At 71.2% G+C, this 15,027-nt stretch carries 13 protein-coding genes; 4 read left to right on the top strand and 9 right to left on the bottom strand.

What is annotated here, in order from left to right; genetic code table 11:
• Nucleotides 1-23: 23 nt before the first annotated feature.
• Nucleotides 24-1,067: an acyl-CoA dehydrogenase family protein gene (locus ACWDOP_RS22705; RefSeq protein WP_456346673.1), complete on the top strand. Its 1,044-nt coding sequence runs from the start codon at nt 24-26 to the stop codon at nt 1,065-1,067.
• A gap of 68 nt (nt 1,068-1,135) precedes the next feature.
• Here the strand turns inward: ACWDOP_RS22705 and ACWDOP_RS22700 are convergent, their stop codons facing one another.
• Nucleotides 1,136-2,542, bottom strand: coding sequence for an amino acid permease (locus ACWDOP_RS22700; RefSeq protein ID WP_456346672.1), 1,407 nt, complete (start codon nt 2,540-2,542; stop codon nt 1,136-1,138).
• Nucleotides 2,543-2,731: 189 nt separating this feature from the next.
• On the opposite strand from ACWDOP_RS22700, the gene ACWDOP_RS22695 reads away from it, so the two are divergent.
• Nucleotides 2,732-3,478 (top strand): DUF427 domain-containing protein, encoded by a 747-nt coding sequence (locus tag ACWDOP_RS22695; RefSeq protein WP_456346671.1) that lies wholly within the window; start codon nt 2,732-2,734, stop codon nt 3,476-3,478.
• 166 nt (nt 3,479-3,644) lie between these two features.
• Here the strand turns inward: ACWDOP_RS22695 and ACWDOP_RS22690 are convergent, their stop codons facing one another.
• The 6 genes from ACWDOP_RS22690 to ACWDOP_RS22665 form a co-directional block, all read right to left on the bottom strand.
• Complete coding sequence (locus ACWDOP_RS22690; protein WP_456346670.1) at nt 3,645-5,270, bottom strand: ABC transporter ATP-binding protein; 1,626 nt, start codon at nt 5,268-5,270, stop codon at nt 3,645-3,647.
• The gene (locus ACWDOP_RS22685; protein ID WP_456346669.1) at nt 5,267-6,208 is read right to left on the bottom strand and encodes an ABC transporter permease; all 942 of its coding nucleotides are present in this window, start codon (nt 6,206-6,208) and stop codon (nt 5,267-5,269) included. Before ACWDOP_RS22685 ends, ACWDOP_RS22690 begins: the two co-directional genes overlap by 4 nt.
• Before the next feature lie 107 nt (nt 6,209-6,315).
• Entirely contained in the window at nt 6,316-7,224 is a 909-nt protein-coding gene (locus ACWDOP_RS22680) for an ABC transporter permease (protein ID WP_456346668.1), read from the bottom strand.
• Between the two features lie 1,205 nt (nt 7,225-8,429).
• Nucleotides 8,430-9,926, bottom strand: coding sequence for an ABC transporter substrate-binding protein (locus tag ACWDOP_RS22675; protein ID WP_456346667.1), 1,497 nt, complete (start codon nt 9,924-9,926; stop codon nt 8,430-8,432).
• A 149-nt stretch (nt 9,927-10,075) separates the two neighbouring features.
• Entirely contained in the window at nt 10,076-10,813 is a 738-nt protein-coding gene (locus ACWDOP_RS22670; protein ID WP_454208136.1) for an SIR2 family NAD-dependent protein deacylase, read from the bottom strand.
• A gap of 54 nt (nt 10,814-10,867) precedes the next feature.
• A complete protein-coding gene (locus ACWDOP_RS22665) occupies nt 10,868-11,785 on the bottom strand; it encodes an AraC family transcriptional regulator (protein WP_456346666.1) in 918 nt (305 codons plus the stop codon).
• 118 nt (nt 11,786-11,903) lie between these two features.
• Between ACWDOP_RS22665 and ACWDOP_RS22660 the strand changes: the two genes are divergently transcribed.
• Nucleotides 11,904-13,004 carry a saccharopine dehydrogenase NADP-binding domain-containing protein gene (locus tag ACWDOP_RS22660; RefSeq protein ID WP_456346665.1) on the top strand — a complete coding sequence of 367 codons (1,101 nt, stop codon included), beginning with the start codon at nt 11,904-11,906 and terminating at the stop codon, nt 13,002-13,004.
• A gap of 48 nt (nt 13,005-13,052) precedes the next feature.
• Nucleotides 13,053-13,463: a cupin domain-containing protein gene (locus ACWDOP_RS22655; protein ID WP_456346664.1), complete on the top strand. Its 411-nt coding sequence runs from the start codon at nt 13,053-13,055 to the stop codon at nt 13,461-13,463.
• Here the strand turns inward: ACWDOP_RS22655 and ACWDOP_RS22650 are convergent.
• Together ACWDOP_RS22650 and ACWDOP_RS22645 are read right to left on the bottom strand one after the other, a co-directional pair.
• On the bottom strand, nt 13,460-13,789 hold the full coding sequence (locus ACWDOP_RS22650) for a hypothetical protein (protein WP_454208132.1): 330 nt from the start codon (nt 13,787-13,789) through the stop codon (nt 13,460-13,462). The two genes, ACWDOP_RS22655 and ACWDOP_RS22650, sit on opposite strands and share 4 nt — an antisense overlap.
• Complete coding sequence (locus ACWDOP_RS22645) at nt 13,789-15,024, bottom strand: Rieske 2Fe-2S domain-containing protein (protein WP_454208131.1); 1,236 nt, start codon at nt 15,022-15,024, stop codon at nt 13,789-13,791. The genes ACWDOP_RS22650 and ACWDOP_RS22645 overlap by 1 nt, the downstream gene beginning before the upstream one ends.
• Between the last annotated feature and the right edge of the window lie 3 nt (nt 15,025-15,027).

The raw sequence follows: 15,027 nt of genomic DNA, 5'->3' as shown, positions 1-15,027 counted from the left end.
TGGACAGGAATCGGAGCCGACGCATGAGCATCACGGCTGAGCAGCAAGAACTCGTCACGACCGTGCGCGCCGTGCTGGCCAAGCACGGGGACAGCGCGGCCATGCGGCGCGGGCTCGACGGCGAGCGCGGGTACGACGAACAGCTCTGGAAGCTGCTGTGCGAACAGGTGGGCGTCGCGGCGCTCGCCGTTCCGGAGGAGTTCGGCGGCGTCGGCGTCGGGCTGGTGGAATCGCTGCTGGTCGTCGAGGAACTGGGCCGTACGCTGGCCGCCCCGCCCATGCTCGGTTCCGCGGTGCTCGGTGTGCAGGCCCTGCTGCTGGCGGGCAACGCCGAGGCCAACGAGCGGCTGCTGCCCGAGGTGGCCGAGGGCGTGCGCACCCTGGCGCTGTGCTGGGCCGGGGCCGGCGGCTGGGATTCGTTCGGCGTCCGTGTCGAGGGCGAAACCCTCACCGGCACCGCGCATTACGTCCTGGACGGCGCGCACGCGCAGTCGCTGCTCGTGCTGACGCCCGAGGGCCTGTTCGAGGTCGACGACGACGCGGCGGGCGTGACCCGCACGGTCGTGCCGACCATGGATCCGACCCGGCGGCTGACCACCGTGGAATTCGCCGGGTCGCCCGCCACGCTGCTGGGCGCGGTCGACGTGGCTCGCCTGCGCGACATCGCCTGGGCCGCGGTGACCGCCGAGCAGCTGGGCGCGGCCGAGCAGTGCCTGGACATGACCGTGGAGTACAGCAAGTCGCGGGTGCAGTTCGGGCGGCCCATCGGCAGCTTCCAGGCGCTCAAGCACCGCATGGCCGACATGTACGTGCTGGTGGAATCCACGCGATCCATTGCGTACCTGGCGATTTCGGGCCTGGCGAACGGCACCGCCGAGCCGGTCGACATCGCGGCAGCCCGGCTGCACGCGACCGCCACGCTGAACTCGGTGGTCTCGGAAACCGTGCAGCTGCACGGCGGCATCGCCATCACCTGGGAGCACGACGCCCATCTGTTCTTCAAACGCGCGCACGGTGACGCCCAGCTCTTCGGCGACCCGGCTCGCCCGCTCCCGCGCCCGGCGTAGGAACCTTCGAACCGGAAAGGCCGGGACCGCGGCATATGCTGCGGCCCCGGCCTTTCGGCTGTTCCGGGTCAGTGGGAGGCAGGCTGCAGGATCTCCACCTCGCGGGCCGGGGGCTTGCTGCCGAAGCGGGCGCGCAGGGGGTACAGGGCCGCGACGAACAGCAGGGAGGCGGTCGAGGCCAGCAGCTGATTGCGCTGTTCGGGGACGCGGGCCATGGCGACGAAAACCGCGACGATCGCGATGATCACCAGCCAGCTCAGGTAGGGGTAGCCCCACATGCGATAGGTCAGGGCCGAGGGGTCCTCCCGGCGCAGGCGGGCCCGCAGGCGCAGCTGGGAGATCATGATGGCCACGTAGACGTAGGCCAGGATGACGCCGATCGAGTTCAGCAGGAACGTGAACACCTGGTCGGGGGACACATAGGAGGCGATGACCGCGCCCCAGGCCGCGACCGTGCCGAGCAGCACCGCGCGGGCGGGGACGCCGCGCCGGTTCACCTTCACCAGGGCGGCGGGCGCGTCGCCGTCGCGGGTCAGCACGTAGAGCATGCGGGAGGAGACGTAGATGGCCGAGTTGAGGACCGACAGCACCGCGGTGAGGATGACAACCTGCATGATCGTGCCCGCGGCCGGGATGCCCATGTGGTCCAGCGCGCTGACGAACGGGCTCTGCAGGATCTCGGCGTCGTTCCACGGCAGGATGGTCACCACCAGGAAGATCGAGGCGACGTAGAACAGGCCGACCCGCCACAGCACGTTGTTCGTGGCCCGGGCCACCGCCTGGCCCGGCTCGCGGGATTCGGCCGCGGCGACCGTCACGATCTCGGTGCCGCCGAAGGCGAACAGCACCACCACGATGGCCGAGAAGATGCCGCCGATGCCGTTGGGCGCGAAGCCGCCGAACGCGGTGAGGTTGCCGAAGCCGCCGTCGGAGTCCGGCCACAGGCCGAAGACCCAGGCCGCGCCGATGACGATGAACAGCACGATGGCGACGACTTTGATGGAGGCGAACCAGAATTCGAACTCGCCGAACGATTTCACCGACACCAGGTTCACGGCGGTCATGAGCACGAGCAGCCCGGCCGACAGGCTCCACTGCGGCAGGTCGATCCAGGTGGCCAGGATGGCCGCGCCGGCCACGGCCTCCGCGCCGACCAGGATGACGTAGAGGTACCAGTAGAGCCAGCCGACGGTGAAGCCGGCGAACGGGCCCATGGTCATGCGCGCGTACTCGGTGAGCGATCCGGCGACCGGGCGGGCGACCACCATCTCGCCCAGGGCCCGCATGACGCACAGCACCAGCAAACCGGCGGCGCCGTAGGAGAGGATGGCGGCCGGGCCCGCGGTTCCGATCACCGAGCCGCTGCCGACGAACAGGCCCGCGCCGACCGCTCCGCCGATGGCCAGCATGGTCATGTGGCGACGACGCAGTCCGGTGCGCAGGCCCGCGTGCTCCGCGCCGGTCGGTTCCGACATCTGACCGTCCTCTTCATAAGTTGCTCGATTGTTGCGGACTCACCATATCGGGGCTGGTCAGGCGACAAAAGTCCCGGGTCTGGTCGAGTGACCAGATGCTTGGCGCGCCGGGGTACGCCCGCCGGCGGCCGGCGCTCCCCAATTCCTTTCCCCGGCTGCCTCTTCCGCGCCGGAGTACCGTCGGCGGGTATGGCAGAGACGAATTCCGGGCCGATCCGCGTCGAGCCGTGCGCCAAGCGGGTGCGCGCCTACCTGGGCGGGCATCCCGTCGCCGACACCGTCGCGTCCCGGCTGGTGTGGGAGCACCCCTACTACCCGACCTACTACATTCCGGTCGCCGACCTGCGGGCGAAGCTCGAACCCACCGGGGTGACGCGCGAGCATCCGACGCTCGGGGCGGGCACCGAGTTCGACGTCGCGGGCGACAGCGGCACCGCGCCCGCGGCGGCCGTGCGCTACCTGGACTCCCCCGAACTCGGTGATCTGGTGCGCCTGGATTTCCCGGCCATGGACGAGTGGTTCGAGGAGGACGAGCCGATCTACATCCACCCCCGCGATCCGTACAGCCGCGTCGACATCCTCGCCAGCTCCCGCCACATCCGCGTGGAGCTGAACGGCGAGACGCTCGCCGATTCCCGCTCGGCCCGCATCCTGTTCGAAACCGGCCTGCCGCCCCGCTACTACCTCCCCCTGACCGACGTCCGCCAGGACCTGCTGCGCCCGTCCCCGACCAGCTCGCAGTGCCCGTACAAGGGCACCGCCGAGTACCGCCATGTCCGCCTGGGCGAGGACGAGTTCCGCGACCTGGTCTGGCTGTACCGCACGCCCCTGCCCGAAAGCCAGAAGGTGGCGGGCCTGGCCTGCTTCTACAACGAGAAGGTGGACATCTACGTCGACGACGTCCTCCAGCCCCGCCCGAACACTCCGTTCAGCTGAGGCGGCGATACGGCCCGGGCACGACGGCACTGTCGATCGAAACCGGTTCTGCCCGAGTGGATTTCCCGGCCGTCCACCCGTTTCACCGTGGGGATCGGCGGCGTTGCGGCCGTCGGTGTTCGCCTGCCGTCGATGGCCCGCGCGGGTGGTTGGGGCGCCCCGGGACTCAGCCGGGGTTCGCGATCGAAGTAGACGCACCGAGTAGGGCGCGGGTTACCTCGTGGGACGGGTTGGCGAAAACCGTTGGGGTGGGGCCGGACTCGACCGGGCGGCCCGCGTCCAGGACCAGGACCGTGTCGGTGTGGGCGGCTATCAGGGGGAGGTTGTGGGCTATCAGGATCAGGGTCAGGGTGTGGCGGGCGCGGAGGGTGGAGAGCAGGTCCATGATCGCCGTCGCGGTCCGGGCGTCGAGGGCTGAGGTGACCTCGTCGCAGATCAGGACGTCCGGGTCCGCGGCCAGGGCGCGGGCGATCGAGACGCGCTGGCGCTGGCCGCCGGAGAGTTCGTGCGGGTACCGGGCGCCGAACTCCGCGCCGAGGCCGACCTGATCGAGGAGTTCCGCTACCCGGGCGGGTACCTCGCGCCGGGGGCGGCGGCGGTGCAGCAGGACCGGGCGGCCCACCGTCGCGGCGACCGTCCGGCTGGGGTTCAGCGCACCGAGGGGGTTTTGCGGCACCAGTTGAATGCGCCTGCGCTCCTCCCGCTTTCGCCGTGCGGACGCGGCCCGCAACGGCCTGCCCGCCAGCTCGATCACCCCGCCCCCGGCGGGCTGCAGGCCCACCATCGCCCGCACCAGACTCGTCTTCCCGGCCCCCGAGGGCCCCACGATCCCCGCCGCAGCGCCGGCCCCGACCGCGAAGTCGATGTCCCGCAGCACCTGCGCTCCGCCGGACCACACGCGCAGTCCCCTCACTGCGAGCAGCGAATCCGACTGCGAGTCGGACGATTCCGCGCCCGGGGTGACCGCGCAGCTCTCCGCCGGGACCGCCGCATGCGACCCCGCCGCGTCACTGCGGGAGCCGAGCGGATCGGTCGCGGGCGGGGTTCGGCCGGTGTGCACCGCGCGTGCGCTGACGCCCGAGGGGTGCGGCGGGGTCAGGTCGTAGACGTCGTCGGCTATGCGGGACACGAGATCGGTGTCGTGGCAGGCGAAGACGACGGCCAGGGCGCGGTCGCGGGCCAGGTGGACCAGCAGGTCGCCGATCTCGTCGCGCAGGGACGGGTGCAGGCCGGCGGTGGGCTCGTCCAGCAGGAGCAGGTCGGGGTGGCGGGCGAGGGCGCGGGCCAGGGCCACCCGGCGCTGCTGGCCGCCGGAGAGAGCGCCGGGGCGGCGGGCGGTGAAGCGGGCGTCGGCGGGGAGGCGGACCTCGCGCAGGAGGGGGGCGACCGCGGCGGGATCGGAGGCGAGTTCGCGGACGAGGGTCCGCACGCGCATGCGCGGGTTGAGGCTCGAACCCGGATCCTGGCCGACGAAAGCGATACGGGTGCGGCGCAATTCGCGCAGGTCGTCGGGGGTCAGCGCGAAGACGTCCGCGCCCAGCACAGCCACCCGGCCCGAGCGGCGGGCGGTCTCGGGCGGAAGCAGGCCGAGCAGGGCCCGCAGCAGCGTGGTCTTCCCCGACCCGGAGGGGCCGGTGAGCGCCAGCAGCCGGCCGGGCTCGACGCGAAAACCGGCCTCGCGCACCAGAAAGCGGTCGCCGGCCGCGATGGACAAACCCTGTACGGCGACGACCGGCCGGGCACCGCGTTCCGCCGCCGCAGCACGATCCGCATCCTCGGGTCCGGAATTCACTGCGGGCTCACCGCCTTTCGTCCGGCCTGCGGCGCGAGGGCGGCCGCGGCGAGGTTCACGCTCAGGGCGAGCAGGGCGATCAGGACGCTGGGCGCCACGACCGCCCAGGGGTTGAGCAGGATGCCGGGGCCGTTCTCGCGGATCATCAGGGCCCAGTCCGCGGCGGGCGGTTGCGGGCCGATCTGCAGGAAGGCGGCGGTGGCGACCAGATAGACCGCGGCGACGAAGCGCAGCCCGAACAGGGCGAGCAGTGTCGCCCGCAGATTGGGCAGCACCTCGCGAAGTACCAGGTGCCACAGCCGTTCTCCGCCCGCCGCGGCCGCCTCCACGTACCCCGAGGCCGCCACGGGCGCGGCCGCGCCCGAGACCAGCCGCACCGCGTACGGCGAACCGAGCACCACCGCCGCCGCGATGATCGCCAGCCGCCCGCCGTCGCGCCACGACATGGCGATGAGCAGCAGCCCGAGCACGGACGGCAACAGGATCAGCATGTCCGTGGCCCGGTCGACCAGCCGCCCAACCCCCGGCCGCAGCGCGCCCACCGCACCCAGCACCGCCGCGACCCCGGTCACCAGCACGGCCGCGATGAGCGAGGAGACGACCAGGTCCCGCCCACCCGCCAGCAGCCGGCTGAGCACGTCGCGCCCGAGCACATCCCCGCCCAGCGGCGCGCGCCCACCCGGCGCCGCGTACGGCCCGGTCACCGGGATGTCGATGGCGTGCGGCGCGAGCAACGGCCCCGCCAGCGCCGCGCTGATCAGCAGCACGGCCGGTGCCAGCCGAACAGCGCTACCGGACAGTCGATCTCGACCGAGCCCGGCGAGCAGCCACCCGCGTCGACCGGCAGCAAGCCGGTCCGGCCCGGGCGCGCCACCCACCTCGCCACCCACCTCGCCACCCACCTCGCCACCCACCTCGCCACCCACCTCGCCACCCACCTCGCCACCCACCTCGCGCGGCGGGCCGCCGCGGCTCGTTCGGTTCCGCCACGCGGCCGACCACCCCCGTGGCCGCACGACAGGCTCGCCCGCCCGTTCCGGTTCGCTCATCGCCCGCCTCCCGAGAGTGCGTCCCGCACCAGATCCGCCGCCAGCAGCACCAGGGTGATCGCCGCGCCCGCCAGCGCGGTCACGCCCGCGATGAGCGGGGCGTCGCGGTCGGCGACGGCGGAGGCCAGCACCGACCCGATGCCCGGGTAGTTGAAGACCACCTCGACCGCCACGGCCCCGCCGAGCAGCACGCCGGTGGAGGTGGCCAGCCCGGTCACGATGGCGGGCAGGGCGCCCGGCAGCACGTGCCGCAGCAGCACCCGGTGCGGTGAGAGCCCGTCCAGCACAGCGGCTTCCACGTGCGGCTCGCGCGCTTCGTCGGCGAGCGCCGCGCGCACGATCCGCACGTTCCAGCCGATCTGCGGAATGGTCAGCGCCAGCACCGGCAGCACCAGCATGTCCCAGGACGCGGGCGCCCCGTCGGCCCCCGCGATCGTGACGGCGGGCAGCCATCCCGTCCACAGCGCGAACACCAGCACCAGCACCACCGCCACCACGAACTCCGGCAGCGCCAGCACCACCGTCGCCGCCCCCGACACGATCCGGTCCACCGCGCCCCCGGCCCGCACCGCCGCCCATCCCCCGAGCACGATCGCCCCCGCCCCCGTCAGCACCAGCGCCACCCCACCGAGCAACAGGGTGTTGGGAAATGCCCCGCCCACCAACTCCACCACCGGTACTCCCCGAGCCGAGACCCCCAGATCCCCCCGCCCCAGCCCGGTCATCCACTCCCAGAACCGCTCCGCCACAGGCCGATCCAGCCCCAACTCCACTCGCCGCCGGGCCACCTCCCCCGCCCCGGCGCCCCGTTCCCCGGTGGCGAGCGCCGCGTCCCCCGGCAACAAGTCCACCGCGACGAAAACCACCGCGAGCAGTCCCAGCAACAACGCCACCCGCCGCGCCACCAACGATCCCCCGTACGCCACCACCCGCACGACCCCTGCCCACCCCCGCCGCCGCGGCCGCCCACCTCCACCCCCGGCCCGCCCGAACAAGACACGGACACCAGCCCGACCACCCCGCAGCCAAACCCCGGAAAGCCTTCCGAACACGTTCTCGGCGCGGTTGTTTCGCGCCCGGCCACCCGTTGTGCCGCACCCGTCTTCCGCCCTGCTGGACCAAAGCTCGCTCCGAGACGGTGTGCCGTCCCACGCGCAACTCGACAACGCCGCGTCGATCGAATCGTCTGTCCCCGACCGCGAGAGCGCGACCACCGAACCATCGGCGGCAACCGGCTGTTCCACCGTGAGCTCCGGACTCACATCCCGTGGAGTGCTGTCGCCGGCCGAGCCCTCGCCGACCGGTCCCCCAGCTCGATCGCCCGGCATTCGCGTCGCATCCGCCGCACCGCCACCCACCCCGGCGGCCTCGGCCGGACCGATGACTTCCCCCTCCCCCGGCTGCTCACCCGATTCATCCCGAACACGAACGGTGACGTCGGCGGCTACCGTGTCCCGCTCGGTTCGAGATGGCTCGTCCGAGTCCCCGCACTGCCGCAGGAGTCGATCAGCTTCGCTCTCCCGTGAACCCAGCCGCCACAGCGAAACTCCTCGCCACCACCTGCCACCCATCGGGACCGGCGCGGTCTGCTTCGTAGCGAAGTGAGCGGCAGACCCGTTCCTGTCCGTTGGCGGTCGCCCCGCACGCTGGGCCCCGTCTGCCAGGAGAGACAGCGGTCCGCGGGCGATGCGCCGGACCCACAGCCGAATCAGGCTGAGGGCGGGGCCGTTCCGGTCGGAAAGCGGGAGTGTGGGTGGGGCGACGCCGACGCGCGTCGGCCATCGCAGCCGGCGGGCGACCGGGCCACGCGCGCGCTCGGCGCGACCCAACCGAGCGGAGGCCCCGTCGCGGAGCCAGAGCTCGGACCGGCCGCTGAAGACCGTGCCGCCGGGTACCGGGCGGGGCGTCCGAAGGGGTTCGGGCGACTCGATCGGGATCCGGCGGCGAGGGGTGGAGCGGGAGCCGTGGTCGAAGTAGCTGCCGTGCAGCGACTTCCGAGGGCGGCCGCCGGGCCGCGAATCCACATCCGCTGTGCCGCTTCGGGCGGGCTGGGCGGGTTCGGGAGACGTGCGGATCTCCGCCGGGGCCGAGTCGGCGGGGTGGCCGGGGGTCAGCGGGCCAGCCATGTGCGCTCGAGTTGGACGCGGCCGAAGCCGGGGACCGTGGGGAGGGCCTGTACGCGGGTGTGGGCCAGATCTATGCCGTCGGCCACGCCCCAGAGCAGGTAGCCGGAGCGATCGTGTTGCAGGCGTTGCACTTCGGTCAGGGCCGCGGCGCGGGCGGCCGGATCCGGCGCGCCCACCGCGCGCTGGTAGGCGGCGTCGAACTCGGGATCGTGCCAGGCGGCCTCGTTGCGGCTGCTGTCGGTCAGCATGATGCGACCGGCCAGGAACAGCACCGAGTCGTTGGTGCCCCAGTAGGTGGTGTACAGGTCGCCCTTCAGCCAGGTGTCGTCCCAGAACGCCCCGGACTCCTGTTTGACCACCTCGATCCGCACGCCGGCCTCGCGCACCTGGGTGGCGAACAGGGTCGCCGACTCCGCCAGTCCGGCAATGTCTTCGGTGGTGTGCAGCCGGTACGTCCGGCCGGTGTCGAAACCGGCCTGGGCCAGCAGCGTCCGGGCCCGGTCGAGGTCACGGGTGCGCTGCGGCAGCGCGCGGGCGTACCCGGGATCACCGGTGCCGAGCACGTCGTTGCCGACCACCCCGTACCCGGACAGGGTCTGCGCCACCATCGCCTCACGGTCGACGGCCAGCCGCAGCGCCTCGCGCACCCGGGCATCGGCGTAGGGACTGCCCGGCGCCGCGCGCATGACGATCGGCATGGCCGTGTCGTCCGGCCGGCGCAGCACCTGGATGTCCTTGCGCCCCTGTGCCGTCCGCGCCGCCACCGCACCGGCGTTGGAGGCCAGGTCGATCTGCCCGGCGAGCAGCGCGGTCGCCATGGCCTGCGTGCTCTCGAACACGCTCACCTCGATGGCGTCGAGATACACCTCGCCGCCGTACCATTCGCGATTGCGCACCAGGCGCGCGTTGCCGCCCCGGAACCATTCCAGGGCGAAGGGCCCGGTGCCGGGCGCGTTCTCGATGTCGGTGGTGCCGGCGGGCACCACGAAGGTGGCGAGCCGGGTCGACAGCGGCAGTTCGGCATTGGGGTAGTCCGAGACCAGCACCACGGTGCCCGGCCCGTCCGCGGTGATGCTCTCGGATCGCACCCCGGGCAGCCGCGACGGCCCGGCGGGCAGGTCGCGTAATCGGCGTAGGGAGAACACCACGTCCTCGGCGGTGACCGGTCTGCCGTCGTGGAACTTCGCACCGGGCGCCACGGTGAAGCGCCAGGTGCGCAGGTCGGGCGAGGACTGCCACGCCGTGGCCAGGCGCGGCTTGGTCAGCACGCCGCTGCCGGGCACGGTGAGGGTGTCGTAGCGCAGGCTGAGTATCAGGTAGTCGCTCTCGTTGGCCTGCGTGCCGTGCGGGTCCCGGCTGATCGCGCCCGGCCGCCCGAGCGCGCCGACGCGCAGGGTGCCGCCCGGCTGCGGCGGGCCCGAGATCACGACCGGTCCGGTGTCCCCGTCCCCGCACGCGGCGAGCATCGCCGCGAATCCCACTCCCCCACCGACTTGCAAGAGCTGACGCCTCGACAGATTCACGACGACCTCGATTCCACGCGCTGACGATCTACCTACGCCGGTCCCAGACCGGCGTCACCCCGCACGTCACCTCCCTGCGAACTCTCCGGAACACGCGCCCCGCGGGCTCAGGCCGCGAGCACTTCCTCGACCAGACGCGGCAGCGCCACCCCGATGGGTTCGCGCAGCACTTCGGCGGCGTACACGTCGTAGGGCGTGGGCTCGGCGTTGACGATGATCAGATCCGCGCCGCTGTCCACCGCCAGCGCGCACATGGAGGCGGCCGGCTCGACCTGCAGCGAGGTGCCGACGGCCAGGAAGATCGCGCTGTCCTCGGCGATCTCGACCGCGGCGCGAATGGCCTCGGGATCGAGTTGCTGGCCGAACATGATGATGTCCGCCTTGAGGATTCCCCCGCAGTCCGGGCACGGCGGGTCGGGTTCCCCGGCGGCGACGCGGTCCAGGGTCGCGCGCATGGTGGCCGTGTACGCGCAGTCGACGCAGACCACGTCGAACATGTTGCCGTGGATCTCGACGACCGATTCGGATCCGGCGCGCTGATGCAGTCGATCGATGTTCTGGGTGATGATGCCGACCTCGCGCCCCGCCGCGGCCAGCCGCACGAGTGCCTCGTGCGCGGGATTGGGCCGGGCGGCCCAGGCGGGATTGTCGCGGCGGGCCTGCCAGGAGCGCACGCGCAGTTCCGGATCGGCCACGTAGTTCTGGTAGGTCGAGAGCAGTTCGGCGATGGGATCGGCTTTCCAGACCCCGCGCGGACCACGGAAATCCGGAATTCCGGAGTCGGTGGATATCCCCGCTCCGGTGAGGACCCCGATCGGCCCCGTGCGCCTACGCCAATCCGTCATCTTGACCAGGGTAGAGCCCGTTCCGGGCGCACAGCCACGATGATTCGAGAAGCCTTACACCGCAATGACATCCGGAGTGCCGATCGCGCGCCGATAGTGCCCGGGCGCGAGAGAATACTCCCGTTTGAAGGCTTTCGCGAACGCGAATTCCGATTGATAACCGACTTTTCGGGCAATTCCGGCCAATGGCGTATCCGTTTCCCGCAGCAGTCGCGCCGCGGTGAGCATGCGCCAGCGCGTGACGTACGCCAGCGGCGGCTCCCCGACCGTGCCGGTGAAGCGGCGCGCCAGGGTCGCCCGCGACACCCCGGCCAGGTCGCTCAATTCAGGTACCGTCCAGTTCTTTTCGGGCGCCTCGTGAATCGCCCGCAGCACAGTCGTCACCGCCGGATCGGTGAACGCGCCCGCCCAGCCCGGGGCCCGCACCGCCGACTGCTCGTCGAACCACGCCCGCAGCGCGAACAGCAACAGCGCGTCCAGCAGGGACGGCACCACCGCGTCCGATCCCGGCCGGGGTTCGGCGAGTTCACCCGCGAGCAGATCGACCGCCGCGCGCAGCGCCGGATGCCTGCCGGGCCGCGCGGGCAGGTGGATGAACTCCGGCAGCTCGTCCAGCATGGGATGGCCGCGCTTGCCGCCCAGCTCGTACGCGCCGCACAGCAGCGCGGTGCGCGGACCCGGCCCGACGATCTCGCGCGGCTCACCGGGCCTGGCGATCTCGGTGATGGGCGTACCCGGATCGTCGGCGAGCAGATGATCCGCGCCGCGCGGCATGAGCAGCACGTCCCCGGCCCCGAGCGCGATGGACTCCCCCGCCGGGGTCAGCACCCAGCACGAACCCTGCAGCACCACATGGAATCCCGCGCCCGGCATCAGCGGATAGCTCCGGCCCCACGGCGCGTGCCGGACGAACATCCCGGAGGTGGGGTTCGCGGTGCGAATCGCCGCGATGGTCTCGCTGAGAATATCCACCGGCCCACCCTAGCGCGCGGGCGACATGACTTCCACACTCACGTCGTGAGCGAATCGGATATGAAAGCGAGCCGAACAGCCATTCATATGCTCATCAAGTCTCAATAATCTTCGATACATGACATCGACCAGCCCCGCCCCGGCAGCCACCACCTCGACCGCTCCGGCAGACTCCACCACCCCGCGCCCCGCCGCCATCGCCGTCTACGGCGCCACCGGCCACACCGCCGGCCACCTCCTCGACCGGATCCGGGAGCTCGGCCTGACCCCGATCCTGGTCGGCCGCAACGCCGATCGCCTGCGTACCGCCGCCACCGCCGCGGGCCTGCCGGACGCCGAGGTCCGCGTCGCCGAACTGAGTGATCACGCCGCCCTCGTCGCCGCGTTCGCCGGCGCCGACGTGGTGATCAGCGCGCTGTCCGCCTTCATCGAGCACGGCGAGGCCGTGGTGGCCGCGGCCGTCGAGGCGGGCGCGCACTACACCGACACCTCGGGCGAACAGCTCTTCCTGGAGCGGGTCTTCGAGAACCACGGCGCGGCAGCCGAAGCCGCCGGGATCACCCTGCTCTCGGGCATCACCGACAACAACCTGACCGGCGATCTGCTGGGCCACCTGGTCGCCCGCCGGGTGCAGGGACCGGCCGAGGTGGTACTGAGCCACCTCAGCCGCAGCGGCGGCAACGGCTCCAAGGGCAGCGCGAAAACCGTACTGGCGAGCCGGGATTGGTTCATCGGCGGCGGCTACCACTACGAGAACGGCGCACTGCGGGTCGGCGCGGCGACCAGGCATCCGGAGATGATCTTCCCCGGGGAGACCGCTCCGACGCCGGTGGTGAAGTTCCCGCAGTCCTCGGTACTCACCATCCCCCGGCATTCGGCCGTGGCCTACGTGGCGGGCGCGGTGGCGGCGTCGATCAACGCGCATCTGAGCGGATTCACCGCCGCGGCACTGGATTCCATGCCCGAGGCGCCGGACGCGGATCTGCGGTACTACCTGATCGTGGACGCCTACGGCGCCGACGGCGCGAGCGTGCGCGGCCTGGTCGACGGCGTGGACTCCTACCGCGATTCGGCGATCATGGCGGTCGAGGTGGCGGTGCGGCTGGCGGCGGGCGGCATCGCGCCCGGCGCGCTCGCACCGGCGGAGGCCTTCGAGGCCGAGGAGTTCCTGAATTCCCTGGCGCCGCACGGCATCACCTGGAGCATCGAACCCCGGTGACCCGGTCACCTCGCGCGGCCGCGACGCCGGCCGGGCTAGGGTGGCCCCATGAGCGATGATCGGCCGAAACTCGCCGCCGAGCTGGATCTACAGCCGCACCCCGAAGGCGGGTGGTATCGCGAGACCTGGCGCAGTGCGGTGGAATTCGAGCCCGAGGGCTACGACGGCCCGCGCTCGAGCGCGACGGCCATCTACTTCCTGCTCCTGGCCGGAGAGCAGTCCGCACCGCACACGGTGCGCTCGGACGAGATCTGGATGTGGCATCGTGGCGGTCCCCTCCTGCTGAACATCGGGGGTGAGGAGATCATCCTCGGACCCGATGCCGAGCAGGGGCAACGGCCCCAGGCGGTGGTTCCCGGTGGGGTTTCCCAATCCGCCCGCCCGATGGGCGACGACTATGCCTTGGTGAGCTGTGTCGTCGCCCCGGGATTCGACTTCGCAGACTTCCGTCTGGACTAGTCGTCTATTTCGAGCAGACCTTCGGCGACCGCGTGGTCGATGGTCTTCTCGAGGTTCGGGCAGGAGTCCGGCCTACCGAAGATCGGCCCGGCCTCGGCCATCTTGCGGAAGACCGGGCAGTGATCGGCCGGATTGACCGTCCACTGCACCGTCTTCTGGTTCGAGCTGTGCTTGCGAACCATGACCTCGGTCCCGCAGGACTGACACGCGATCGGCGTCAGCCCGGACTCCATGTAGTGCGCTTTGTCGATGACCGTCTGGGCGCGCACCTGCGCTTGCCGCTCGGGACGGTCCGCGAAATCGGGTGCCTTCGCCCAGGTGGTCATCAGACGTTCGCCTCCTGCGAGGTCTCAGCGCCCGCGGCTTCGGCGGCCGCGGCGGCCTCCTTGGCTTCGCGCTTCTTGGCCATATTCTCCTCGACCTCGATGGCCCAGGCTTCATTGGCCTTGGTGGTATCGACCTCGAACTCGAAGCGCTGCGTCGACTTCGGATCCACGTCGGCGATATCGACGTAGAACTGGTCGTACCACCGGCGCAGCTGGTACACCGGGCCGTCTTCCTCGGTGAGCAGCGGGTTGTCGATCTTGGACTTGTGCTTCCAGATCTCGACGTCCTGCAGGAAGCCCTCGCTGACGCCGTCGGTCATCTTCCGCGCGAAGCCCTCGGCCTGATCGTCGGGCAGGCCCTTGGGCTTCTGCAGCGCGACGCCCCACTGCAGCACGAACGAGTTCTGGGTGACCGGGTAGTGGCAGTTGATCAGAACGGTCTTGACCTCGAACCCGCTGTAGATGTTCAGCAGCGGGTTGACCATGTACGACGGACCGAAGTACGAGGCTTCGGACTTGAGCAGCGTGTCGATGCCCGCCTCGGCCGCCGCACCCTTGTCCGGACGCCCCTTGGTCTCGAGGTACTGGGTGGCGATATGGCCCTCCAACACGTTCTTGAAATACGTCGGGTAGGCGTAGTGGATGTAGAAGAAGTGCGCCATGTCGACGACGTTGTCGATGATCTCGCGGCAGTTGGCGCCTTCGATCAGCAACGAGTTCCAGGTCCAGTCCGTCCACTCGCCGGACAGCTCCTCGAGCTGGTTGCCGTCGGCATCCTTGAACGGCCCGTCGATGTACGGGATGGTGACCTCGTCGGTGGGCTTGCTGCCCTCGTGGTCATGCCACACGAACAGCTGCCCGTTACGCTCGAGCGTGTGCCAGGACCGGGTCCGCGCCAGCGGCGGAACGCGCCGCGCGTACGGGATGCCGGTGCACTTGCCGTCGCCGCCCCAGCGCCAATCGTGGAACGGGCACGCGATGGAATCGCCCTTGACCTCGCCCATGGACAGATCGCCGCCCAAATGCCGGCAGTAGCCGTCGAGGATCTTCAGATCACCCTTGCTGTCCATGAATACGACCAGCTTGGTCCCGAAGGCCTGGACCGAGTGCGGCTTGCCATCACGGAAGGTTTTCGCGAGACCCAGGCAATGCCAGCCCCGGGCGTACCGGGTGGGCATGGCACCCACGTCGATTTCGCGAACCTTCCCACGGGGACCCGGCGGGGTTGTCGACATTGT

The organism is Nocardia sp. NPDC003693, from assembly GCF_053981095.1.
Note: the sequence above shows the minus strand (reverse complement) of the source record. Positions and strands in the feature narration are given on the sequence as shown.